This is a genomic window from Ereboglobus sp. PH5-5 (genome assembly GCF_029504805.1).
Classification (GTDB): Bacteria; Verrucomicrobiota; Verrucomicrobiia; order Opitutales; family Opitutaceae; genus Ereboglobus.
Genome location: NZ_JAQFIT010000024.1, coordinates 1 through 25456, shown reverse-complemented (window position 1 = coordinate 25456; position 25456 = coordinate 1). Strand labels below are relative to the sequence as shown.

At 61.5% G+C, this 25456-nt stretch carries 15 protein-coding genes and 1 tRNA gene; 5 read left to right on the top strand and 11 right to left on the bottom strand.

Going from position 1 to position 25456, the window contains the following annotated elements; translation table 11 throughout:
* Positions 1–342 precede the first annotated feature (342 nt).
* A tRNA-Ser gene (locus M2103_RS12800) sits at positions 343–434 on the bottom strand.
* 373 nt (positions 435–807) lie between these two features.
* Here M2103_RS12800 and M2103_RS12795 point away from each other — a divergent pair.
* The 4 genes from M2103_RS12795 to M2103_RS12780 all read left to right on the top strand — a co-directional run bounded on the left by M2103_RS12795 (position 808) and on the right by M2103_RS12780 (position 7885).
* Entirely contained in the window at positions 808–1731 is a 924-nt protein-coding gene (locus M2103_RS12795; RefSeq protein ID WP_277511051.1) for an EamA family transporter, read from the top strand.
* 183 nt (positions 1732–1914) lie between these two features.
* Positions 1915–3234 (top strand): MFS transporter, encoded by a 1320-nt coding sequence (locus M2103_RS12790; RefSeq protein WP_277511050.1) that lies wholly within the window; start codon positions 1915–1917, stop codon positions 3232–3234.
* A 151-nt stretch (positions 3235–3385) separates the two neighbouring features.
* Positions 3386–5185, top strand: coding sequence for a hypothetical protein (locus M2103_RS12785; protein WP_277511049.1), 1800 nt, complete (start codon positions 3386–3388; stop codon positions 5183–5185).
* Between the two features lie 324 nt (positions 5186–5509).
* Positions 5510–7885 (top strand): exo-beta-N-acetylmuramidase NamZ domain-containing protein, encoded by a 2376-nt coding sequence (locus M2103_RS12780; protein WP_277511048.1) that lies wholly within the window; start codon positions 5510–5512, stop codon positions 7883–7885.
* Positions 7886–7998: 113 nt separating this feature from the next.
* On the opposite strand, the gene M2103_RS12775 is transcribed toward M2103_RS12780, so the two are convergent.
* The 3 genes from M2103_RS12775 to leuC all read right to left on the bottom strand — a co-directional run bounded on the left by M2103_RS12775 (position 7999) and on the right by leuC (position 11828).
* Positions 7999–9450 (bottom strand): hypothetical protein, encoded by a 1452-nt coding sequence (locus M2103_RS12775; RefSeq protein WP_277511047.1) that lies wholly within the window; start codon positions 9448–9450, stop codon positions 7999–8001.
* A gap of 255 nt (positions 9451–9705) precedes the next feature.
* Complete coding sequence (leuD, locus tag M2103_RS12770; RefSeq protein WP_277511046.1) at positions 9706–10311, bottom strand: 3-isopropylmalate dehydratase small subunit; 606 nt, start codon at positions 10309–10311, stop codon at positions 9706–9708.
* Between the two features lie 95 nt (positions 10312–10406).
* Positions 10407–11828, bottom strand: a complete 1422-nt coding sequence (leuC, locus tag M2103_RS12765; RefSeq protein WP_277511045.1) for a 3-isopropylmalate dehydratase large subunit — start codon at positions 11826–11828, stop codon at positions 10407–10409.
* Between the two features lie 109 nt (positions 11829–11937).
* Between leuC and M2103_RS12760 the strand changes: the two genes are divergently transcribed.
* Complete coding sequence (locus M2103_RS12760) at positions 11938–12858, top strand: LysR family transcriptional regulator (protein ID WP_277511044.1); 921 nt, start codon at positions 11938–11940, stop codon at positions 12856–12858.
* 52 nt (positions 12859–12910) lie between these two features.
* On the opposite strand, the gene glnD is transcribed toward M2103_RS12760, so the two are convergent.
* From glnD to M2103_RS12725, 7 genes are all read right to left on the bottom strand, one after another.
* The gene (gene glnD, locus M2103_RS12755) at positions 12911–15766 is read right to left on the bottom strand and encodes a [protein-PII] uridylyltransferase (protein WP_277511043.1); all 2856 of its coding nucleotides are present in this window, start codon (positions 15764–15766) and stop codon (positions 12911–12913) included.
* A gap of 217 nt (positions 15767–15983) precedes the next feature.
* Positions 15984–18770 (bottom strand): ThuA domain-containing protein, encoded by a 2787-nt coding sequence (locus M2103_RS12750; RefSeq protein WP_277511041.1) that lies wholly within the window; start codon positions 18768–18770, stop codon positions 15984–15986.
* Between the two features lie 71 nt (positions 18771–18841).
* Positions 18842–20158 (bottom strand): Gfo/Idh/MocA family oxidoreductase, encoded by a 1317-nt coding sequence (locus M2103_RS12745; RefSeq protein ID WP_345783560.1) that lies wholly within the window; start codon positions 20156–20158, stop codon positions 18842–18844.
* Between the two features lie 129 nt (positions 20159–20287).
* A complete protein-coding gene (locus M2103_RS12740; protein ID WP_277511038.1) occupies positions 20288–21496 on the bottom strand; it encodes an ABC transporter permease in 1209 nt (402 codons plus the stop codon).
* A gap of 57 nt (positions 21497–21553) precedes the next feature.
* Positions 21554–22321 (bottom strand): ABC transporter ATP-binding protein, encoded by a 768-nt coding sequence (locus M2103_RS12735; RefSeq protein WP_108823692.1) that lies wholly within the window; start codon positions 22319–22321, stop codon positions 21554–21556.
* A 136-nt stretch (positions 22322–22457) separates the two neighbouring features.
* Positions 22458–23885 (bottom strand): efflux RND transporter periplasmic adaptor subunit, encoded by a 1428-nt coding sequence (locus M2103_RS12730; protein WP_277511036.1) that lies wholly within the window; start codon positions 23883–23885, stop codon positions 22458–22460.
* Positions 23886–24169: 284 nt separating this feature from the next.
* Positions 24170–25321: a hypothetical protein gene (locus M2103_RS12725; RefSeq protein ID WP_277511035.1), complete on the bottom strand. Its 1152-nt coding sequence runs from the start codon at positions 25319–25321 to the stop codon at positions 24170–24172.
* Positions 25322–25456 lie beyond the last annotated feature (135 nt).

Sequence of the window (25456 nt, the reverse complement as noted above, 5' to 3'; positions counted from 1 at the left end):
GCCAACTACGACGGCAAGCGAGTCGAGTTCGGCCTGGGCACGAGCTACCGCATCGACGCGATCAGCCAAGTTTACATCGACTACGAGTATGCGAAAGCCCAGTTCTACGAACGCCCCTGGTCCCTAAACCTCGGCTACCGCAGACTCTGGTAAGTGGTAGCACGGGCTTCCACCCCGTGTTGTTTGATCGGACAGGACGCGCTCACTGAAAACGCCACGACATGCGAATCGTTTCGGCTCACCGGGACGGTTCGCCACACCTCAAAATGCGACTGCGTAACCCGAACTTTATCCAATCACAGATTCCACAATTTAAGTTTTTGATCTTTCGCCAGCATAAACTGGCGGAGAGAGGGGGATTCGAACCCCCGGTAGGGTATTACCCCTACAACGCTTTAGCAAAGCGCCGCTTTCGACCACTCAGCCATCTCTCCAGTAGAATGGTGTTGCGCTACGAAAACTTAGCGCGGGCGAAGCGCAAGGCATTTTTCCGTTTTTTCAGTCTTTGCCCCCAATAATCACCTGAATCTCCATCGCGGTATTGCGCGGAAGTCCCGCAACCGCGATCACCACCCGCGCGTATTCATTCGCCCGCTTCGCCAAGAGGGGAGGGCGTTGGGGGTTTCGGCACGCGTGGACTGGCGCATGCATGTCCATCGTCCGGTCTTTTACCGTTTGTTTTGTGGACTTTGGGCGGCTTGGTTAGTGTTCTATGCAATTGTCAGGTTTGCCTGTTTGTTCCTCATCAGGATAAGCTTGGCGGTTTGCGCCACGCGCATTTCGTATTCCTGAACGTGTAGCCTATTCATGTCCGCATCATCCGCCAAATCCGCAAGCACTCTCGCGCTCGCCGCCGCGTTTCTGACGATTTATATCGTCTGGGGCAGCACGTATCTCGCCATGCGCGTCGGGGTCGAAACCATGCCGCCGCTTTCGATGGCCGGCGTGAGGTTTCTTGTCGCGGGCGTCCTCATGTTTGCGTTTGTGAAACTGCGCGGCGCGCCCCGGGCCACGGCGCGGCAGTGGCGTGACAACGCGCTTATCGCCGCGTTCCTGCTGCTCGGCGGCAACGGTCTTGTCATCTGGGCCGAGCAATACATCCCCTCGGGGATCACCGCGCTGCTCATCGGCTTTTCGCCCATGTGCATGGTGCTCATCGAATGGGTGTTTCCCGGCGGGCGACGTCCGGGGCCTTACACGATTGCCGGGCTCGTCATCGGCTTTGCCGGCATCATCGTGCTGGTCGCGCCCTGGGAGCACTTCAGTAATGAGGGTGCGCTTCCGCTGAAAGGCGTCGTCGCCATCATTGGCTCGACTGTCTTTTGGGCAACCGGGTCGATTCTTTCGCGTCATGTTCGCAATCCCGCCCCGGCATCCAGCGCGTCGGCCATGCAGATGCTTTGCGGCGGCGCCATGCTCGCGGTCGCCGCTTTCGCTCGCGGCGAGCCGGCCTCGATTGATATCGGCGCGTTCAGCGCGCGCTCATGGATCGCTCTTTTCTATTTGATCGTGATTGGTTCGCTTGTCGCGTTTTCCACCTACACGTGGCTCATCACACACAGCACGCCCGCGCGTGTGTCCACTTACGCGTATGTGAACCCGATCGTCGCCGTGTTTCTCGGATGGCTGATTCTGGACGAACCCGTGACGCTCCGCACTTTGGCCGCCGCCGCGATTATAATCCTTTCCGTGATGGTTATCATCGTCCGCAAAAACAAACGCGCCGCGTAACAACGCTTCTCGCTTTCGCGCCGGGCAAACTCGGTTTAATCGCATTTTGCGTTTTTGTTCTTCCACAATCCCGCAATCGAGATTTTTAATGCTAACTCCCCTCGGAGTTCCCGGACGAATGAATGCCCTCGAACATCGGCACAGGCGGTGACGCCCGTGCCGCGTTTTCTAAAAAAACTTTTCATGCAACATAACCAACAAAACCCCGCCCCGCATCCTTCCTCGCCTTCGCCACGCGCGTCGCGGCCGCTTTCCAAGAATTACCGGTGGGAGTTGATGCTCCTGCTGTTTTGCACGTATTTTCTCCACCAGATTGACCGGGCGATTTTTGGCGTCCTCACAAAAAACATAAAAATCGACCTCGGCCTGGACGACCTCCAGATCGGGCTGAGTCACCAGCTTTTGTTTTTCGTGATGGCTGCGATGGTTCCCGTCGCGGGCTACGTCGGCGACCGGTGCAGCAAAAAATGGATCATCACCATAAGCCTGATTTTTTGGAGCGCGGCGACGATGGTCACGGGAACGGTGACCGGGCTCGTGGGCATTCTCATTTTCCGAAGCATCGCCACCGCGGGCGGCGAGGCGTTTTACGGGCCGTCATCGACCGCCATGATCGCCAGCTTTCACAAGGAGACGCGGGCGCGCGCGCTGTCCATTCATCAAAGCGCCGTCTATATCGCGCCGATGATCAGCGGGTTTCTCGGCACGGCCATCGCCGCCGCGTTTGGCTGGCGCTCGGTCTTCTACATCTTCGGCGGCCTCGGCATCGTCATGGGCGCGATTCTGATATTTCGCCTGCGCGACAAACCCGCGGACTCCGACGCGCAACCGGACGAACCGAGCAACGCGCCGGTTGCCGAGAAAATCCCTTTCTGGAGCGCGGTGCGGCAGATCGTCCGCATCCCGACGGTGCTTTTGCTGACGGCCGGATTCATCGCAGTGGTGTTCGTGAACAACGCCTATCTTGCGTTCGCGCCGATTTTCATCGAGGAGCGCTTCGGCGTTTCGGAAATGGAGGCGCGGGGCTACGGCATGTTCATGCACTTCGCGGCGGCGTGGATCGGCGTGATCGTCGGCGGTTTCCTGACCGACGCCTTGGTGCGCCGCTGGAAATCGTTTCGCCTCGTCCTGCAAACCACGGTCATGTTTCTCGGCGTGCCGATGATTTTTCTCATCGGAAGCGTCGGGTCGCCGCAAACGCTTTGGGTGATTTTGTTTCTCTTCGGCCTTTTCCGCGGCCTCTACGAAACGAACACCCACGCCGCGATTTTCGATGTCGTGCCGCCGAAACTCCGCGCGATGGTTGTCGCGTTGATGCTTCTGGCGGCGATGAGCATCGGCTCGTTTGCCCCGACGCTGTTCGGATATTTCGGGCGGCTTTACGGAACCGGCGACGGCATCGCGCTGGCGTTCCGGATCGTCTCGGTCGCCTGGATTATCGGCGGCGTCTGCGTGCTCTGCGCGCTGTTGTTCACGTTTAAAAAAGACCGGCTGAAAGAATAAAATTATCACTGAATAATACATGAAAACATGACCACGGATTGCACGGATCTGCACGGATGACAAACCGGGCGTCGCAAGCGACGCCCCTACGGTATTTATCCGTGATAATCCGTGTAATCCGTGGTCTAAAAATTAGAAAATATCAAAAAACATGCCCACCGAATCCACCCGCCTCGCGGCGGAACATTTCTTGAAAAACGAAACCGCGTTTCACCTCGGCGAAATGCTCACGGAGCAATCGCATCCGATCACGCGAACACTTTCGCAAACGCTCGAAAAAAACACGGCGGACGGAATCGAAATGCTGCTGCGCGTTGACGACGACATCCCGCCCGTCGTCGATCGTGTTCTCGCCTCGAAGGAATTCGCGAAGTTGCGCGCCGACATCCTCGACACACTCCAACGCGGCGGACGGATTGTTTTCAGCGGCTGCGGCGCCACCGGTCGGCTCGCAATTTTGCTGGACGCGGCGCACCGAAAATTCTGCGCGAACGCGGCGGCCCGTTTCCCGGAGCAGCGCGATTTTTTCACGACGCTCCTTGCGCAAACGCAGGCGATCATGACCGGCGGCGACTACGCGCTGATCCGCTCCGTCGAATCCTTCGAGGACTATATTTCCTTCGGGCAACGACAGGCGCAAGACGCCGGCATGGGGCCGAACGACTGCCTGGTGGCCATCAGCGAAGGCGGCGAAACCTCGTCGGTCATCGGCACGATTCACGGCGCGCTGGCCGCCGGATCGCGCGCGCATTTTATGTTCAACAATCCCGCCGAGTTGCTCGTCCGAAAAGTCGAGCGTTCGCGGGCCGTGATCACCGACGCGCGCGTCAACATCATCGACCTGGCGACGGGGCCGATGGCGGTCGCCGGTTCGACGCGAATGCAGGCGACGACCATCGAGCTGCTCATCGCCGGGCTGGCATTTGAGGCCGCGCTCGCCGACTTCCTCCCCGGACGATTGCCCGAGCTTGTCGTGCGGGCGATTTTTCCGTCGGGCGCCGCGCCCGAGCAAGGGGCCGCGCGTTTCCGTCAACTTCTCCGGCAAATACGCTCGCCGGAAAATATTCGCGCCATGGCCGCCTGGGTCGATTTCGAGCGGGACATTTACGCCAAGTCGGGACTCATCACGTATTTTCCCGACGAATACATGCTCGACATTTTCACCGACACGACGGAGCGCTCGCCGACATTCAAGGTGCCGCCGTTTCGCTCGACGCTCGAGCCGGACGACCCCGTTTCGTGGGCCTATGTGAAAGAGCCGCTTCGCGACGCGGACTCGGCATGGCGGCGACTCCTCGGACATGAACCAAACTGCATCACGTGGACGCCCGACGATTATCGCGCGATGGGCGCCGCCGAGCGCATCATCGAGAACCCGCCGAAAATCGACCGCGAGCGTTTGGCGACCTACCGCATCGGTTGCGAGCCGGACACGTCGCGAACCGCCGTCCGCCCGAACGCCGCCATCGCCTTTCTGGCGGGCGCGGAAATGGCGCACCTCGAAAAACGCGACGAGTGGCATCAGGCGTTCGAGTGCGCCGCCGCCGGTTTCGAACGCCGCGCCGCCATCCTGATCGGCACGCGCCACCCCGCCTCGAATCCGCTGGACGAAATTTGTTTCATCGAGGCGGACATGCCCGAATCGCCCCTGGAAATTTTCGCGCACCTCGCCGTCAAGCTGGCGTTGAACAACGTCTCCACGGCGACGATGGGCAAACTCGGACGGCTCAGCGGAAACTGGATGGCGCACGTTGACGCATCGAACAAGAAGCTGATCGACCGGAGCATCCGCCTGGTCAGCGAACTGGCCGGCGTCGATTACGAAACCGCGTGCCACGCGCTGTTCGAGTCGCTCGAGGAAATGAGCGCCTGGCCCGAATCCCGCCGCAAAACCGTCTCCCCCTCCGCCCACACGGTCAAACGACTCCGGGAGAAGAACGGCGCGCAATGAACTCAGGTATTCAGTCATGATCGAATTGCCGCAAGAGAAGCCCGAAGGGCTTCCACAACTTAGCCCGGGGTTGCCGAGGAACGAGGCTACCCCGGGAATTCGGTTTATTCATATATTCAACCCCAACGGGGTTGCACAATTTTTTGGACGCCGTGGCTGTGCAACCCCGTTGGGGTTGAATATTATTTTTGCCAGATACCCAGGGTGGCCTCGTTCCTCGGCGACCCTGGGCTCAGTTATGAATCCCCGTTGGGGATTTTGGGAAACCTCAAAAACCAACCTTAATGCCGATGTCACATGACTAAACATTCCGCACAAATTCTTATGAACCTCAAACACACCCTCGTTTTCCTCTTCTGCTCCCTTTGCCTCTGTTTGTGCGCGTCGTCGCAAGCAGCGCCTCGAACACCGGCGCTGCGACCGGAGAAACTCGCCGAAATGCAGGCCTTCATTAACGACGCCATTGCGCAAGGGCACTGTCCGGGCGCGGTGTTGTGGGTCGAGCACAACGGCGAGCGTTTTCATTCGGCATTCGGAAAACGCGCGCTGGTTCCGGCGGAGGAAACGATGACCGAGGACACGATTTTCGACCTCGCCTCGCTCACGAAAGTCGTGGCGTGCACGCCGTCCGTCATGCTGCTCTTGGAGCGCGGGCAAATCAAACTCGACGAGCCCGTGCGCACCTACATCCCCGAGTTCGCGGGGGAGGGCAAGGAGCGGATAACCGTCCGGCAATTGATGACGCACACCTCCGGCCTGCGTTCCGGCATCGAAACAAAATCGGACTGGAGCGGCGCCGCGGCCGCGATCGAAAAGGCATGCGCGGAAATCCCGCGCACGCCGCCGGGCGCGGCGTTTCGTTACAGCGACATCAACTTTTTTATGCTCGGCGAAATTGTCCGCCGCGTCAGCGGAACGCCGTTGTCCGAATTTGCCGCGCGCGAAATTTTCGCGCCGCTAAAAATGGCCGACACCGGCTACCTTCCCGCGCCGGAAAAACTGCCGCGCATCGCGCCGACGGAAGTCGTTCAAGACAAAAAACCGTGGCGCGGCGTCGTCCACGATCCGACAGCGCGAAAGATGGGCGGCGTCGCCGGGCACGCGGGACTGTTCTCCACCGCGGCGGACTTGGCGCGTTACGCGCGGATGCTGCTCAACGAGGGCGAGCTTGACGGCGCGCGCATTTTCAAGCCCGAGACGGTCAGGCTAATGACCAGCGTGCAGACCTCCGGCGACCTGCCGCCGCGCGCGCTGGGCTGGGACATCGCCAGCGGTTACAGCCGCCCGCGCGGAAAGATTTTTCCGTTCGGCTCCTTCGGGCACACCGGTTTCACGGGCACGATTTTGTGGATCGATCCCCACTCGCGCACATTCTATATTTTCCTCTCCAGCCGCACCCACCCCACCCGCAAGGGAAACATCGTGCCGCTCTTTTCGCGCCTCGGCACGCTCGCGGCGGAAATCGTGGGCGACTTCAATTTCGCCGGCGTGCCGGGCGTGCCCGCGGACAAGGATTTGACGGCGCGAATCGAAGCCCCGGTTCTCGCGACCAAGCGCGCCGCTTCCCGCGCGAAGGTTTTGAACGGCATCGACGTGCTCGTGAAAAACGACTTCGCGCCGATCAAGGGCAAACGCCTCGGCCTGATAACCAATCACACCGGGCACGACCGCGAGCGCAACCCGACCATCGACCTGCTCAAAAACGCGCCCGGTGTGAATCTCGTGGCGCTCTTCGGCCCCGAGCACGGCATTCGCGGCGAGCACGACGTGAGCAAAATAGAAGACGGGCGCGACACCAAAACCGGCTTGCCCGTTTACAGCCTCTACCTCGGCAAGCGGCGCAAACCCCTGCCCGAACACCTCGAAGGCATCGACGCGCTGGTGTTCGACATTCAGGACATCGGCTGCCGGTTCTACACCTACGCGTCCACGATGGGCCTGGCCATCGAGGCGGCGGCGGAAAACGGAAAGGAAATTTTCATCCTCGACCGACTGAACCCGATCAACGGCGCCGCCGTGGAGGGCCCGGTGCTGGCCGAGCCGCCGACATTTGTGGGTTTCTTCCGCGTGCCGTTGCGGCACGGAATGACCGTGGGCGAATTGGCGAAAATGTATAACGCCGAAAAAAATCTCGGCGCGAAACTGACCGTCATCCAAGTGGAAAATTGGACGCGCGCCCTGTGGTTTGACCAAACGGGGCAGCCCTGGACAAATCCCTCGCCCAACATGCGCAACCTGAAACAAGCCGCGCTCTATCCGGGCGTGGGGTTGGTGGAATTTTCGCTGTCCGTGGGACGCGGCACCGACACGCCCTTCGAGCAGGTTGGCGCGCCCTACATCGACGAGCTCGCGTTTGCGGAAAAACTCAACGCGGAGGGATTGCCCGGCGTGCGTTTCGCGCCCATCCGTTTCACACCGACCGCGAGCATCCACAAGGGCGCGGATTGCGGCGGCGTTTACATCATGCTCACCGATTTGCAGGCTTACAATTCGGTCGATATTGGAATCGTTCTGGCGAGGACGCTTTACCAGATGTATCCGGAGCAATTTCCCGTCGATAAAGTCAGCCGCCTGCTCCTCCACAAACCGACGCTCGAGGCGATCAAGGCGGGCAAGCCGCTCGCCGAAATCCGCGCGCTCTGGAAGGGTGATCGGGACGAGTTCATGAAGCGCCGCGAAAAGTTTTTGATCTACAGGTAGGGCGAACTCTCAGGGTGAGCCGGAGAGAACGGCACGGGATTCGAGGCATCACGGCGCCTGAAAAATTTCGGCTCAGCCTGAGGCTTCGCCCTACCAAAAATGCCAGTCAAATATTAGAATCGCGTGATGATGCCGAAGCGGAAGCCGAGGCCATTGTCCATTTTAATGTTGGCGTTGCGTCCGTGCAGATCCTGTTTGTATGAATTCAGGCGTTCGTATGCCACACCGGCATAAAAGCCGGTGCGCGTGCTCGTCCACCATTCAAGGTTCGCATCGAAATAAAAACCGCCGAGGTATTTCTGGTTGTTCTTGGTATCTATGGTATGCGAATATCCGTTTGCGTAAGTTTCCGTGTAGGCGGTGCTTATCGAGCTTGAGCCATAGGGGACGTTTACGTTTTCCTCGTAGCGGAATTTGGAGCCCACATAGGCGGCCATGTATCCACCGCTGAGATAGGCCGAGAAGCGTTTGCCGATCGGAATGCGCACCATCGGGCCGAGGCGCAGCATGTAATACACGCCCTTGACCTGCCAGTAGCCGTCGGCCGTGCCGTCCATTAATTTATCCCCGTCGGGATCACTCAAATCGGATTGCTCGGTGGCAGCGATGGTGTTGCCGATGGGGTTTGTTGTCTCCAGGGCGGTGTAGCCAGAAACTTCACTGCCATTGCTGTCCGTGTAGGTATATTTTAAGTCTTGGTATTCGTCATCACTTTCCGTGGGGACAAAAATATTGGGGAAACTGGAGGCGTCGTTATGTGTCTTGAGTTTGCCTTTTGTCGGCGTGCCGTCAAATTTGTCACCGGTGGTATAAATATCATACCAATCCGTTATGTAATCGAGTTTTACGTTCACGGACTGGCGGGTTTTGGCATTAAATTCGGAGACGGCGAAGCTGACGCCGATGCCCCATTCGAAATGTTTGAAGCGTTGGATGACGCGTCCCATCGAGAGTTCGACGCCGGGATTTCTGCGATCCTCCGCAGTGACCGTGTCCGTGGAGCCCCGCGAGGAGAAGGCGCTCATGCCAATTTGCTGGTAGTTGGAATTGTCGGGGTTGTCCCTTAACTGGCCGCTGTCGCCCGAGTAGGACCAGTTTCTTGTGTAGTGATTCCAATTGGTGTCGTCTTTGTTGTAATAGACATAATTGCCCGTGATGACCACATCGCCATTTGCGTCGCGAACGGCCTCGCCGTCGCTATCCAGTATGATGGTGTAATAACGGCCCTCGACGCCACCGGGTATGCTGTTCCACTTGACGCATGTGTTATCCGAATAGGCCGGGCGATCCCCGTTGGCGGCATCCTTGTCGTCCGCGGAGATCGTGCCGTTGTTGTATCCGCCGGCGTTGACTCTATCTCGGGACACGGCAAACGGGGTTGCCCCGAGGTTGCCTCCGAAGGTGACCTTGGCGCCGCCGATCATGCGGACGCCGATCGAGAAGCTGTTTTTCATCGGCCGCAGGTATTCAACGGGCGTGACAGGCGTTTTATCCTGGGCGTGCACCAAGAGTCCGGTGCCAACAAATAGAGCGAAAACAAGTGTGCGCGGGAGAGTCGGTTTCATTTAGACGAATTGCCTAGAAGTGTCGGCTTATTGAAAAGTTGCGAGCAAACTTTCTAGTTGAGTTGTAATTTCTTTGTTTGAGGCGTGTGCCGCAGGGCGGAGAAAAACATGTCCGCGCCGCAGTTTTGGCGGGGAGCCGGTGCGCGCGGGCATGTTTCGGAAGTGCGTTGATGACTTCCCAAAGCGGGGCAGTGTTCCAGAAAATTAACGCGCGCGGGGGGGCCGGGCCGGGGGCCGGCGCTTCCGGAGCGCCGCTCACGAGGCGGCCATGTGGGGGAATTTCGCGGCGAGCGCGGCGGTTGCCTCCCTGGCTTCAAGGAGTTCGCCAATCGCATCCCAGCGGCCCGCAACCAGGCCCTCGCGCGCGCTTTCGCGCATTGTGACCGGGATTTTTTGATCGCCGAAACGCACTTCGAGGCGCTCGACATCAACCGTCACCTCGAGCTGCGGGTTGGCCTCGATTGCGGCGGCGACCCTGGCGATGTCCTCATGTTTTGCGTTCACGCAGGGGATGCCGAGCGTGGTGCTGTTGCCAAAAAAGATCTCGGCGAAGTTCTCCGCGATGATTGCGCGGAATCCGGCCTTGTGGATGGCTTGCGGCGCGTGTTCGCGCGAGCTGCCGCAGCCGAAATTGGCGCCGGAGAGCATGATCGTCGCGCCTTTGTGCCCGGGTTTGTCGATCGGGTGGCCGGTGAGTTTGTCGTCGGGCGTGTGGCGCACGTCGTAAAACAGATACTGGCCAAGGCCGTCGAAGCTGACGCATTTCATGAAACGCGCGGGAATGATGCGGTCGGTGTCGATGTCGTTGCCGGGCACGTGAACGGCGCGGCCGGTGACTTGGGTGATTTTTGCGAGGGACATGGTGGAATGTGGAATGCGGATTTCGGAATGCGGAATGTGGACTTCGGATCGGCCGGATCGGCCCGGTCAGACCGATTTGTCGGATGCAGATGCGGTTAGTTGTTCGCTTCGGGGAAAACTTCCCGCGCGTCGGCGACGTGGCCGGCGATGGCGGCGGCGGCCACCATCAACGGGCTCATCAGGATGGTGCGTCCGGTCGGGCTGCCCTGGCGGCCCTTGAAGTTGCGGTTCGAGGAGCTGGCGCTGACTTGATCGCCGACGAGTTTGTCGGGATTCATTGCCAGGCACATCGAGCAGCCGGCGTCGCGCCATTCAAAGCCGGCGTCCTTGAAGACTTGGTCGAGGCCGAGCTCGCGGCAGATCGCCGCGACGCCTTGCGATCCGGGAACGGCCAGCGCGCGGATGCCGGGCGCGACTTTTTTGCCCTTGATGTGCCTGGCGACCTCTTGGAAATCGGTGAGGCGTCCGTTGGTGCAGGAGCCGAGAAACGCGACGTCGATCTTGGTGCCCTTGATGGGCGCGCCGGGCGTGAATTTCATGTAGGCGAGCGCCTCCTCGATTTCCGCCTTTTCCTCGGCGGTAGCCGCGGTCGCGGGATCGGGGATGTTTTCGTTGATAGAGATGCCCTCGGCGGGATTGATGCCCCAGGTGACGGTGGGAGCGATGTCGGCGGCGTCGATTTTGACAACGTCGTCGTAGGCGCAACCGGGATCGGACGCGCAGGCTTTCCAGCGGGCGACGGCCTCGTCCCACGCCGCGCCCTTGGGGGCGTAGGGGCGGTCCTTGAGATAGGCGAACGTGGTTTCGTCGGGATTGACGTAGCCGACGCGCGCGCCGCCCTCGATGGACATGTTGCACACGGTCATGCGCTCCTCCATCGACATGTTGTCGAGCACCTCGCCCGCGAATTCGTAGGCGTAGCCGGTGCCGCCGTTGACGCCGAGCGTGCGGATGATGTGCAGGATCACGTCCTTCGCGTAAACGCCCCGTCCGAGTTTTCCGTTGACCTCGACGCGGCGCACCTTGAGTGGCGAGATGGCCATGGTTTGCGTGGCGAGGATGTCGCGGATTTGCGTGGTGCCGATGCCAAACGAGATCGCGCCGAACGCGCCGTGCGTGGAGGTGTGCGAGTCGCCGCAGGCGATGGTCATGCCGGGCTGCGTGATGCCCTGCTCGGGGGCGATGATGTGGATGACGCCCTGCTTGCCGGTGGCGCGGTCAAAAAACACGATGCCGTTGTCCTGGCAGTTTTTGCGGATGGCGTCCATCATGGCCTGCGCGAGCGGGTCGGCGAAGGGTTCGCACGCGCCGGGATTGGTCGGGATGATGTGATCGACGGTCGCGAAAGTGCGGTGGGGCATGGCGACCTTCAGGTTGAGGTCGCGCAACATGCCGAACGCCTGCGGGCTGGTGACTTCGTGCAGCAGGTGCGTGTCGACGAGGAGCTGGGTGTGGCCGCTCGAGAGCTTGCGCACGGCGTGCGCCTCCCAGACTTTTTGGAACAGTGTTTTTGGCATAATGTGCAGAATCGGATTTGTGTTAAAAATACGCGGAAAAAACGAATAAATTGCGACGCAGGATAGCAGATTCTTGCAATATCAAAAAATACTCATTTTGTCGTGATTGATGCCCGCCGAGTATCAGTTTCCCTACGATCTGCGCCACCTCGTCTATTTTCTCGAAGTCGCGCGCCGGCTTCATTTTCGCAAGGCCGCCGAGGCGCTCAATGTCGCTCAGCCCGCGCTCAGCCGCCAGATCGCGCACCTCGAGGAGGCGCTGGGCGCGAAACTCTTCGCGCGCACGCGCCGCCGCGTCGAGCTGACGCCGGCGGGGCGCGCCTTCGCCGCGCGCATCGAGCCGGTGCTGCGCTCGCTCAATGCGGCGGGGCGGGAGCTGCGCTCGCTGGCGGCGGGCGAGACGGGGCATGTGCGCGTGGCGTTCACGGGGCTGGCGATGGCGACGGTGCTGCCGGATATTTTGCGCGAGTTCAACCGGCGTTATCCCGGCATCCGGCTTGAGTTGAACGAAATGCCCACGAGCGCCCAGCTTGCCGCGTTGCAGGTGGGCGAGCTGGGGTGCGGTTTTTTTCATCCGAACACAAGCGGCGCGCCCTCGCCGGGCATTCGCACGCACATGCTTTTGCGCGAGCGCAACGGCATCCTGCTTCCCGCGGGGCACGCGCTCGGAAAAAAGAAACTGCTCCGGCTGCGCGATCTCGCGGCGGTGCCGTTTGTGTTGTTTCCGAGGGCGAACAACCCCGGGTTTTACGACCGCATCATCGCGGCGTGTTCACAGGCGGGCGTGACGCCGAAAATCGTCGAGGAGGTCTGGCCCCGCGCCAACGGAATCGGCCTGGTGCGCGCCGGCATTGGCGTGACCTTCATCACGCCATCAGAGGCGGGGCCGTTGCCGAAGGACGTGGTGTTTCACGCGCTCACCGGGCACGCGCCCGAGAGCCGGCTTGTCCTCGGCTGGAAGCAACCGCCCGCGCCCGATCCCGCGCTCGCGGCATTTTTGGACGCGGCAATGGGCGGTGGAAAAAAGTAGCGAGTAACGGGCAGTGGGTGGCGAGTAGAAACGAGTGCGGCGTCATGCGCTGTCAGGCCGGGCCGGAGGGAGGCGTTTCCGGTGGGATAATCACTTTTTCCAGCTTGTCGCGGAGGGCTTTGAGGCGGGGGGCTTCGATGGCGGTTTCGCGGCTGGTGTTTTTAATGTAGAAGGTGTCGATGGCAATGCCGCGCTCGGTGCCGATGCGCGCAAAGGTGATGCCGAAGCCGTGATCGGAAATTGCCTTGGCCAGAAGGTAGAGCAGGCCGATTTGGTCGCGGGCCTGGATTTCCACGATGGTGCGTTGCATCGAGCGTTCGTTGTAAACGTCGATGAGGGGAGGGAAGGTGTTTTGGAGGCTGCCGACGAGGGCGGCGTGCGGGGCGACGCGCTTGGCTTGCGCAAGGATGTCGGGATAGAGGTCGCGGTTGGCGCCGAAGGCTTGGTCGACGTTTTTGGCAAAGATATCCCGCGCGGCCTGGTTTTGCACGACCCCGCCGCCGGGCTCGGTGATGTAGAAGGTGTCGATCGCGACGCGGTCGGTGCGGGAGGTGACCTTGGCGCCGAGGATGTTGACGCCGGCGACGCTGAGGGCGCCGGCAAGTTTGTAGAAGAGCCCGGCACGGTCCCGGGTGACGACGTTGACGATGGTGAAGGCGCGGTTGAGGTCGTTGCGCCATTCGATGACGGGGCGGAGGGGTGCGGGGGATTCGGCGGCGCTGGTCGAATTGAGGAGCTGGTTGACCATGCGCACATGGAGCGCGATTTCGGCGGTGTCGGACTGGATGAAATAGCGTTCGGGAAGGCGGTTGAAGTGCTCGTTGATTTCGTCGTCGGGGATGCCCGGGATTTTTTCGGAGAGGAGCTGCTTGAGCTTCATTTGCTTGCGTTCCGAGTTGCGGGCGGCGATGGCGGCGGTGTCGTGCATCAGGCGTTCGCTCGTGGCCCGGTAGAGGGTGGTGTGGAGCGCGTCTTTGTAGCCGTTCCAGAGTTCGGCGCTGGTGCTGCGCGAGTCGCAGAAGGTGTGCACGTAGAGATAGCGGAGGTTGTCGGCGGTCTGGACGGCCCCGGCAAAGGCGGCGGCGGTTTGAGGGTCGTCAACGTCGCGTTTCTGCCAGAAGCGCGCCATGGCGAGGTGGTTTTTGACGATGAATATAATCGTAGGGCGGAGCGAGGCGTCCACTTGCAATCGTTCGAGGACGGGGCCGGCCATGAGCGCGCCGTTTTCGGCGTGGCCCTTGACGCCGTCGGCCTTGCCGATGTCGTGCAAGAGAAGGATGAGGTAGAGGAGCGAGGGGGCGGGGGTTTCGTGGAGGGCGGTGAGGTATTTGCCGGTGAAATCCTCCTCGCGCAGGAAGATGCGGTCGAGTTCGCGGATGGCGTTGAGGGTGTGGATGTCGGCGGTGTAGCGGTGGTAGTATTCGTGCTGGACGAGGCAGGTGAGGGTGTCGAATTCGGGGAGGTAGCGTCCGAGGACTCCGAGCTCGTGCATGAGGGCGAGGGTGGGGTGGACGTTGCCGACGGTGTGCATGATGGCGCGGAAGCTGGCGGCGCAGTCGGGCGAGTTGATGACGCGGCGGTTGATCAGGGGCAGGTTGTCGCGAATGAGGGTTTGGAGGGTGAAGTCGGGCTGGATGCCGAGTTGCTGGGCGTAACGAAAGACGCGGATGAGGCGCTCGGGGCTCTCGCGAAAGACGCCGGGGTGCCCGGCGGTGAGCTCGTTGCCGCGCTGAATGAAGCCGTCGACATGCTGCGTTTTTTGGTGGCGGGTGAGGCGGAGCGAGTCGCGGAGCGAAAGGGCGGGGGAGGGGCCGGCGGTCGCGCCGGTTTTGATGGGGTCGGCGGTGAGCGAGAGGCGGTGCTCGATGTATTTGGCGACGCGGTAGATGGTTTGCGCGGCGCGGTAATAATCGTGCATGAACTGCTCGACGCGGGCGAGCTCGTCGTGGTTGGCGTAACCGAGGCCGAGGGCGATGCGGGGTTGTTGTTCGAGGTCGAGGAGGTCGGTGGGGTGCCGGGAGTTGAAGTGGAGCTCGTTGCGCACGCGCATGAGGAAATCGTAGGCGCGCTTGAAGTCGCGGAGCTGGTTGCGCCGCAGGTAACCTTCGTCGACGAGGTCGTTGACGTTGCGCAGGCCGAGTTTGACGTGGGCGAGCCAGAGGACCGAGTGGAAGTCGCGGAGTCCGCCGACGCCGTTTTTGATGTCGGGTTCCTGAAGGAAAACGGTGTCGCCGTATTTGGCGCGGCGGATGGTCTGGTTTTTGAGACGGGAGGCGATGTAGGAGAGCGTGCCCTCGTTGCGGTAGAAATTCTCGTAGGCGGTGAAGAAGTTTTCGAAAAGAATGTCGGAGCCGGCGATGAAGCGGGCCTCGAGCAGGGCGGTTTTTGTCTGGATGTCGGCGCGGGCCTCGGCAAAGGCGTCGTCGGTGGTGCGCGACGAGTGGCCGACTTTCAGGCCGCAATCCCAAAGGGTGTAGAGGATTTCATCGACGAGGTGCTGCTGGAAGTCCTTGAGGTCGTCGAGACGGGCGTTCGAGGGGTAAAGGAACATGATGTCGATGTCGCTCAGCGGGCTGAGCTGGGCGCGTCCGTAACCGCCGAGCGCGACGAGGGCGACCTCCGGCGCGGGGGTGCCGGGGCGGCTGCGTTTCCATGCCGCGATGGCGTAATCAAAAAGGTGCGCGAGCATGACGTCGATCGTGGCGGCGCGCGCGTGGGCGACGGCGACGCCGGATTCGCCCGCCTCGTGGCGCATGCGCATCATGGCGTTTTCGAGGCGCAGGAATGTTTTGCACGCGGCGAGTCGCTGCTCCGCGGGGACGTCGGCGCCGGAGTCGGCGAAGTTGAGGCGTCCGAGCGCGTGTTTGCGGATGCGCGTGCTGAGGGCTGTGAGTGGCGATGCGTGCACGGTGTGCTGTGTTGATGTGGGGGCAGCTTGCGGAAAACGCGGGGAAAAACCAATGCAAAGTGACGGGCGGGCCGCCTTGACGGGTTTCTTCCGCCCGCCTCGGGGACATGCGCGCGGCTTCGCCTCGCGGTGTTGGTTTCATCGCGCGTGCTTCGCAATATTCCGTCCGCCTCTCCGTCTTTTGCCCGAAAAGAATAAATCTTATTCGCAAATGGTGTTATTTTTCGTTTTGGGAAATTTCCTTCAGAAATTTTTTGGCGCTGCTGTTTCCTAGGTTTTTGACGGCGGCGATGATTGCGTCCCTGGCTTCCTGCGTTTGGGCGGTTTTCCAAAGTTTGCGGTAGGCCTTGACCTTGTCGTTGGCGGGGATTGCGAGGTGATCGACGGTGTCGATTGCGCCGCGCTGGGCGAGGAGGCGCTCGGATTCACTGGGGGCGGCGGTGATGCGCTCGAGGAGGAGTTCGTAGGCGGTTTCGCCGCGCGCGCTGCTAAGGGCGCGAATGGTTTCCTTGCGCGCGTCGATGTCGGGCGAGGTGAGCATGGCGTGGAGCACGGACTTGGCCTCGGGCGCGTCGATCATGGTGAGCGCGGCAATGAGCGGGGGGCGATCGGCGGGCTTGGCGGCGTTGAGTTGTTTTTCGATGAGCGAGACCGCTTCGGCGGGCGCGGGATGAATGGCGGCGCTGGTGTAGAGCGCCTTCGTCCACTCGCGTCGGTCGGCGGGGCGCTTGATGTTGGCTGCGAGTTCGAGGATTTGCGGAAAATCGCCCTCGCGCACGAGAAGTGCGACGGCTTCGAAGGCGGCGGCACGAAGGTCGTTGTCGTCGGATGCGGTGTCGGCGAGGGCAAACCTGAACATGCCATATTCCTGCCGTTGGGCGAGAATGAGAAGACGTTTAGAAAATGCGGAGTGCGGAATGCGGAGTGCGGAATTGGTTTTGCCGTTGCAATCGGGGAGTTGGGTGAGGGCGGTGAAGGCGGCTGCGGAGATGTCCTTGTTTTCGGAGGCGATGAAGGGGGACAGTTTTGCGACGGTGGTGTTGTCGCCACAAGCTCCTGCGGCGGTGATGGCGGCGAGTTGCACGTCGGAATTATCGGAGGCGAGCACAAGGTCGATGAGCGGAAGCGCGACGGGCGACGGGTTGGTGACGAGCGCGCGCATCATTCGGGACAGGGTGTCGGCGGGGATGTCGGCGATGCGTGAGGTCAGGATTTTGATGGCGTCGCTGTTGCCCGATGCGGCCATGCCGGTGGCGATGGTGTTGGTCAGGCGAGGATCGGTGTCGATGGCGAATTGGAAGAGCGCGGGGTTGACGGGGTCGAGGGTGACGAGGGCTTGGGCGGTTTCGACTCGGGCGACGGGGTCGGTGGTCACGCTGAGAATTCCGGCGTAGATTTTTATGGCTTGCGCGCGCATTGCGTCGGCTTGTCCGGCGGGGGCTCGGCGCAGCGTATTTTCGACGCAGGCGAGAAGAGCGCGAATTTCAGGAAGGGGACGCTCTTGGGCAAAGTATTGAGATATTGCGTTGTGGTCACTGAAATTCTCGGGGGCTGCACCTGTGTTGCCGATGGCTTCGAAGGCGGCGGCGTTAATGGCTGGAGTTACATCGAGGTATTCGTCCGAGACGATTGTGCCCATGCTGGTGAAACGGCGCTGGCCGAGGGCGTTGAGGGCTTCGATGCGAGTCTCAGGAACGGTGGCGGCGCTCCCAATAATCGCGAGAAGTTCGCCATTGGCTTCATCTATGTTGATTGCGGCAATCGCGGTGATAGCGGCGTGGGCGAGGTCGGGGTTTTTGATAGTGGAGGCGAGGTCTCCGGTGTCGTGCCAACGTAGAAAAACGGATTCTTCGGTGCCGATCCAGCCGAGCCAGTTTAGGAAAACGCGCTTGGCGGCGAGAGTTGTTTTGGGCTCGGAGATGAGGGCGATGAGCTGTTTCTCGATGGCGGCGCGTTGTTCGGGGGTTTGCTCGCGGATGTGCTTTTCGTAGGCGAGCAGGGGGGCGAGCGGGTCGCCGACTTCGTAGGCGGCGAGAGATTTGAGCGAAGGGAGGGCCGTCAGGGTTTGGAGCGGGATTTTGATGTCCGGCGCGAGGGCGGGCTTGGGTTGGGTTTTGAGTTTCGCGCTGGGGATGGCGTCGGCTTCGAGGTCACCCAAGGCGTATTGGATGCCGTCGAGGAGGTGCTGGAGGATTTGCGGAACCTCGAAGATATTTTTGTTGTGGCCGAGCGAGGTGTAGAAGACGCGGCCTTTGCCCTCGGTTTTGAGCCAACTGATTCCGAAATCGTTGTCGTCGCGGACGATTTTGTTGGCGGGGCGTTTGTTTTCCTCGCGGCTCATGTCGAGGCTGAGGAGGACGCGCTGTTTTTCGCGGCTGTAGGGGCCGACGTGCTGGTAGATTTCCTCGGTGATCCAGAAGCCACGTTTTTCAAAGGCGGTGTTGAGGATGTGGCCGGGGTCGTCGTTTTTCACGGCGACGGTGTCCCTCGCGACCCAGGGGTGGCTGTGGAAAACGCCGCCCATGAGCGCCTGGCCCTCGGGCCACGTGGGGAAGTTGTCGGAGCCGGCATGGATGCCGATCATGCCCTTGCCGTTGCGCACGAAGTCGAGAAGCGCCCGGCGGTGGACGGGGTTTTCGAACTTGAGCCGGCTGGTGTTGTTGAAGACGACGGCGTCGTAGGCGGCGAGCGCGGCGGGCTCGAATTGCGCCATGTCGTCGCTGAGGGTGACGGTGTAGGCGCCGGTGCGCTCGCCCATGAGCTTGAGCGCGTGGTTGGCGTTGGGGATCGATTTGTGGACAAAACCCTCGGTGCGGTAAAAGACGAGGAGCTTGCGCGGGCGTTGCGGCTTGGCGCGGGCGGCTTCGGGCGCGGCAAAGGAGATGGCGGATGTTTCCTGCGGGGTGAGTGGCGGAAATTGTTCTCCCGGCTTCGCCGGGAGAAAGAGTGAAGCGTGAAGGGTAAAGAGCGAAAGTAGGAGGGCGCGGGGGAGGCGGTGTTTCATTTTTAGAAAATGGGACTAATGGGACGGGATATGGCCGATGGGACAGGTAGGACTGATGAGCCGAGGATTTTTTAGGCGGGGAAGGCCCACGGGGCGCGGTAAACTTTTTTGAGGAAGGCGTTGGCGTCGGGGGCGTTGATGGCGCGCTCGGTTTTTAGGTCGATGTCGAGGCTGGCCCGGCCGGAGCGGAAGGCGGCGTTGGCGAGAATGCCGGCGCCGACCGCCGCGTGCGAGCTGATGACGGGGCATCGGGGTTCGCCGCCGTGGAGCGCGCAGTCGATGAAGTTGTCCATGTGGCCGCGCACGCCGCGGGCGAGGGGATTTTTCCACGGGGGAATGATGACGCGTTCGAGGAGGGGCGTGCTGTGCGTGATGCGTCCGCGTGTGACGTGAATCGTGCCTTCGGTGCCCTCGATCGTGATGCCGAGGCGGTTTTTGTCACAGAGGTTGATGACGATGCCGTTGGCGTAGTGGGCGTCGAAGTTGTAGGTCCAGGCGGTGTTGAAGAGCGCGCGGCCTTCGATGAAGGTGGCGCGGGCGTTGCGGATGGCGACGGGGAGCTGGTTTTCGCCGCCGGTGGCGAGCATGGCGATGTCGTGGTGGTGGCCGATCCAGTCGGTGAGGCGTCCGCCGGAGAATGCGAAGTTGTGCCGCCAGAAATAATGCGTGCCTTGCTCGAAATAGGGGCGGTAGGGCGCGGGGCCGAGCCAGAGTTCGTAGTCGAGCTCGGGCGGGACGGGTTGCGGGCGCGGGGCGTCGGGGTTCTTGGGGAGCGTGGCCCCGGCGGGGAGGCCGACTTTGACTGAGGTGATTTTGCCAAGATAACCGCCGCGCGCGAGGGCGATGGCGCGCTGGAACTCGGCCCAGGAGCGTTGCATGGAGCCGATCTGACAGGCGACGCCGGCGCGGGCGACGGCGTTGATCATGGCGCGGGATTCGTCGAGCGTGGTGGCGGCGGGTTTTTCGCAGAAGATGTGTTTTCCGGCGCGGGCGGCGTGGATGGTGTGGAGGGCGTGCCAGTGGTCGGGGCTGCCGATGAGCACGGCGTCGATGTCGGGGCGCGCGAGGAGTTCGCGGTAGTCGCGGTAAACGGCGCAGCCGCGCCAGCCGCCGGCGGGTGAATTTTCGGAATAGGCTTTTTCGACGCGGGCGCGTCCGTTTTCGGCGTGCGTGCTGTCAACATCGCACACGGCGACCACTTGCGCGAGCGGGCTGGCGAGGGCCTGGCCCATGATGTTGAGACCCTGGCCTCCGGTGCCGATGACGCCGATGGCGAGACGCGAGTTCGCGGCGGCGCGGGCGGCGGGTTGCGCGCGCAGGATTTGCGGGATCGCCGCGGCGGCGGCGCCGGTGGCTGCGAGGGTTTTGATGAAGCGGCGACGGTGCATTGAATTTGGGATTTTGGATTCTCGATTTTGGATTGGGGCGCTGCCGCGCCGATGCGATGAAAAAAGCATGACGAAGCTCGGATCAAACCAGCTCGCGCGGGTTTTTAAAATCCAAAATCCACAATCAGGTCACTCGTAACGAAGCGCGTCGATGGGGTCGAGCTGGGCGGCTTTCATGGCGGGGAAAAATCCGAAGGCGATGCCGACGCCCGCGCTGATGAGGAAGGAGAACGCCACCCACTCGGTCGGGATTACCATGAGCCAGCCCTTGTAGTGCGCGAGGAATTGCGAGGCGCCGATGCCGCAGGCGATGCCGATGCCGCCGCCGAGCACGCTCAGCACGATCGCCTCGGTGAGGAATTGCAGGAGCACGTCCTTGCCGTGCGCGCCGATGGCGAGCCGGATGCCGATTTCGCGGGTGCGCTCGGTCACGGAGACGAGCATGATGTTCATGATGCCGATGCCGCCGACGAGCAGCGAGACGAGCGCGATGCCGGTGAGCAGCCACGAGAGGGATTCGTTGGTGGCGTTGCGGGCCTTGGCAATTTCCTCTTGGTTGCGAACGGTGTAATCGGGGTCGCGCCCGCCGCGGCGTTGTTGGAGGAGGTCGCCGACCTCGGCTTGCACGCGGTCGAGGATGTCGGCGCTGGCGGCCTGAATCATGATTTGGTTTATGCGGTCGCGGCGGATGATGCGTTTCATCGCGGTGGTGTAGGGAACCATGATGAAGTCGTCCTGATCCTGGCCGTAGGCGTTGAAGCCCTTGCTTGCCATGACGCCGACGATGCGCAGCGGAATGTTGCGCGCGCGGATGTTTTGGCCGACGGGATCGAGCCCGGGGTAAAGCTGGTCGGCGACGGTTTTGCCGATGACGCAGACCTTGGCATTGGTGCGCAAATCCTGCTCGCTGAAAAAATCGCCTTCCGCGACGGACCAAGAGCGAATGGCGGCGTAGTCGGCGGAGACGCCTTGCGCGGAGGTGTTCCAGTTGAGACCGCCGGCGATGACTTGCACGCGGTCGCGGGTTTCGGGGCTGGTGCCGGTGACGCCGGCGATTTCCTGCTTGATGGCGATGGTGTCCTCGATGGTGAGGGAACTCGCGCTGCTCCATCCGCCGCGCACGCCGCCGGTGGTGAGAACGCCGGGGATGACCGTGATGAGGTTGTCGCCGAGGCCGGCGATTTGCGCCTCGACTTGCGCCTTGGTGCCGCTGCCCATGGCGACGACGGTGATGACGGCGCCGACGCCGATGATCATGCCGAGCGCGGTGAGCATGGAGCGCATGAGGTTGCGCCGAAGCGCGCGGAGGGCGATGACGATGGTGCTGAAAATTCTCATGACGGGTCTAATTTTGGATGTGCCTTATTTGTCGGATCGGACTGGTCGGGCGGGTGTTCATTCATCTCCCGTCAGTTTCGCCTGTGCCTCGGCTTCGGCGAGTTTGCGGAGCTCGGCTTCGGAATTCATGCGGGTCTCGACTTGGACGTCGCTGACGAGTTTGCCGTCGCGGAGGATGAGGTTGCGCTTGCAGTAACGCGCGATGTCGAGTTCGTGCGTGACCATGAGGATCGTGATGCCCTGATCGTTGAGTTTTTGAAAAACGCCCATGACTTCGACGGAGGTCTTGGTGTCGAGGTTGCCGGTGGGTTCGTCCGCGAGGATGACTTGGGGGCGGTTGACGAGGGCGCGCGCGATGGCGACGCGTTGCTGCTGGCCGCCGGAGAGCTGGCTGGGATGATGGTCGGCGCGCTGGGCGAGGCCGACGATTTCGAGCGCCTCCATGGCGCGCTGGCGCATCTCCTTCGACGAGGTGCGGTTGCGCTGGTAGAGCATGGGCAGTTCGACGTTTTCGACGGCGCTGGTGCGGGCGAGGAGGTTGAAGCCTTGGAATACGAAACCGAGTTTGTGATTGCGGATGTCGGCCCGGTCGTCGCGGTCAAGGTTGGCGACGTTGACGCCGTCGAGGTAATACTCGCCCGAGGTGGGGCGGTCGAGGCAGCCGAGCGTGTTCATGAGGGTCGATTTGCCGGAGCCGGACGCGCCCATGAGCGCGACGAATTCCCCCGGGTAAATGTCGAGCGTGACCCCGCGCACGGCGTGGACCGCGATTTCGCCGGTGGTGTAGGTCTTGCGGATGTCGATGAGTTTTACAACGGGTTGCATGGAGGAAGAAGAGTGAAGCGTGAAGGGTGAAGAGTGAAAAACGGGCTTTGGCGTGGTGTGGCGGTTGATGGTTGGGATGGTTTGTCTTTCATTTTTTCACCCTTCACTCTTCCAACTTCCGCCGCGATGGCGGCGGTTACCGGAATCTCGGGCCGCCGCCGAAGGGCGTGGAGTTGGAGGAGGATGCGGTTGTGCTGGTGGTGCCGGGGATGTAAACGCTGGTGATGATTTCCTCGCCCTCGGCGAGGCCGTCTATGATTTCGGTGCTGGAGCCGTCGCTGATGCCGAAACGGGCGTTGACGGCCTCGAGCTTGAGGTCGGGCAATGGCGTGGCGATGCGGTAAACAGTGCGCTGGGTGACGGTCGGGCTTCCGCCGGAGCCGCTGCGGCGCTCCAAGTTGGAGAGCATGCGATCGCTGAGCGTTATGTTGCGCTCGGCGGCGAGGGCCTTGAGTTTTTCAATGGCCTCGGTGGTGGCGGGCTGGCCCATGGTGATGCCGGCGTCCTGAAAGAGCGCGCGCATTTGCTCGCGGTTGCTGCCGCCGCGCTTGCTACGTTTTGAGGCGTCGCCTGACTGATCGGATTTCTTTTTGCCGGCGGATTGTCCCGTCGTGGCGGCGCCTGCGGGGACGAGTTTTTCGGGGATGCGGGCGCGGAGCGCGGAGTTTGCGATTACGAGGACGTTGTCACGACGGGCGGTGATGATGTTGACGTTTGCCGTCATGCCCGGCTTGAGGCGGAGGTCGCGGTTGTCCACGTCGATGATTGTCGAATAGACGACGACGGACTGGGAGGTTTTCGGGAGGTTGCGGATTTGGGAAACCTTGCCGCGGAATTGGCGGCCGGGATAGGCGTCGACGGTGAAGAGCACTTCCTGGTCGTCGGCGATGCCGCCGATGTCGGCCTCGGAAACGTCGGCGCTGATTTCCAATTTCGTGAGGTCGTTGATGAGGGTGAAAAGGGTGGGGGCGTTGAGGCTGGCGGCGACGGTTTTGCCCACGTCGGTCTGGCGGTCGAGGACGATGCCGGTGATGGGCGAGGTGATTGTGCAGCGTTCGAGGTCGAGGCGGGCGGTTTCGACATTTGCCTCCTGGATTTTGAGCTGGGCGTCGGCCTGTGCGAGCTGGGCGTTGGCCTGGTCGAGGTCGGCTTGCGAGACGAGGTTTTGCTGGAAGAGCTCGCGGGTGCGCTCGGTGTTGAGCCGCGTGAGGGTGTGACTGGCCTTGGTGTTGGCGAGTTGGGCCTCGGATTGAAGGAGTTTGGATTTGTAGGTGGCGGGGTCGATGAGGCAGAGGACGTCGCCTTCCTTCACGTGGTCGTTGTAATCGACATTGCGCGCGATGACCTTGCCGGAAATCTGCGAGGAGACGTCAACGCTGGTGGGCGCCTGCAGCACGCCGGTGGCGGTGATGCTTTGGATGATGCTGCCCCGGGTGACGGCGGTGGTCGAGATTTCGGGCGGTTTGGCGTCGGCTTTTTTCCAGTAATAGACGCCATAGGCGGCGCCTGCGGCGAGGATTAGAAGGACGATGATTTTACCGAAGGGCTTGCTGGATTTTGCCATGTTTGAAAAAGCGCGTGGTGCGTGCGTGTTTTTTAGGTGAGGGAAAGTGGTGATGCGGGCTGTCGTTAAACAATGCGACCGGCTGAAAATGCCGGTCGCATTGCAAAAGACGCAAGTCCGATAAAAAAGTGACGGAGATTTTTTACATGATTTGACGGGGCAGGGGATTACCACGATCGGGTTGCGTAAACCAATGCTGGGTGGCGGACGCGCGACAGTGACAGTCCGCCAACCGTCCGCCTGGAACGGAGTTGTGTGTTTTTGAGTTTTTTAGAACACGGCGATCATGCCGGGAGCGAGCGGTAGGCGCCGCGGAGGGGGTGCTTGATGCCTTTTTTGAGGAAGAGACCGGTGATGGAGGAGGGGGTTTGGCGGATTTCCTCCGGCGTGCCGCTGGCAAGGAGCTCGCCGCCGTGGATGCCCGCCGCGGGGCCGAGGTCAATGATGCGGTCGGCGTGGCGCATGAGTTCGTCGTCGTGCTCGACCACGAGCAGCGTGTTGCCTTTGGCGCGGAGGGTTTCGAGCGTTTCGATCAGGCGGTCGTTGTCGCGGGCGTGCAATCCTATGCTGGGTTCGTCGAGCACGTAGAGCACGCCGCTGAGGTTGCTGCCGAGTTGCGCGGCGAGGCGAATGCGTTGCGACTCGCCGCCGCTGAGCGTCTCGGTGGGGCGGTCGAGCGTGAGGTAGCCGAGGCCGACGTGGTCGAGGAATCGGAGTCGCTCCTCGATTTGCGGGAGGATGTCCTGCGTGATGGCGCGGGTGCGGGCGTCGGTTTGATCAAGCTGGCGAAGTTGCGCGAGGAGCGCGCCCGGCGTGAGGCGCAGGAGCGCGGGGAGGGAAAGTGAGGAATGGTGAAGAGTGAATGGTGAAGAGTGAAAATCGGACTTCGGAAAACGGGTGGTTTTCTTTGATTGGGCTGTCTTTTTTTCACTCTTCACCATTCTCAATTCACTATTCCGTGCGGTGAAGTGCAGCTTCACTGCGCGGGCTATGCGGTTGAGGCGTTCGCCGTGGCATCCGGGGCAGGGCTGGCCGTGGTCGCTTATGTCGTCCGAGTCGGAGATGCCGTAGGCGCGGAGTTGGAGCGCGATGTCGCGGTTTTCCTGCGTGTCGTTTTGCTGTTTGTCGAGCGCGAGCATCCATGGATAGATGCGTCCGTGGCCGCGACAGGCGGGGCACCATCCGCGGGGGGAGTTGATCGAGAAGTCCTTGGGATCGAGTTCGGGAAATGTCTCTCCCGTGGCGGAATCGGTGCGGGTGGTCGAGAGCCAGGTGATGATTTTGTTGTCGTCGGTGAGGAGGAAGCAGGAGCCCTGGCCGAGGCGGAGGGCCTCGTCGAGGGAAGAGTGAAGGGTGAAGGGTGAAGGGTGAAAATCGGACGCAGGCGAGTGATGCGGACGTTGAGTGGGCTGAGTGGTTTGTGTTTCATTTTTCACCCTTCGCTTTTCACTCTTCGAGGTGGTGGGGGGGGGGGGGGGTTTTGGAGGCGCGCCCAAACAAGAATGATGGTTGTTTTGTTTGTTGTTTTTTTTTGTTTTTTTTTTTTGTATGGTGTTGGTGAGATGGGAGTG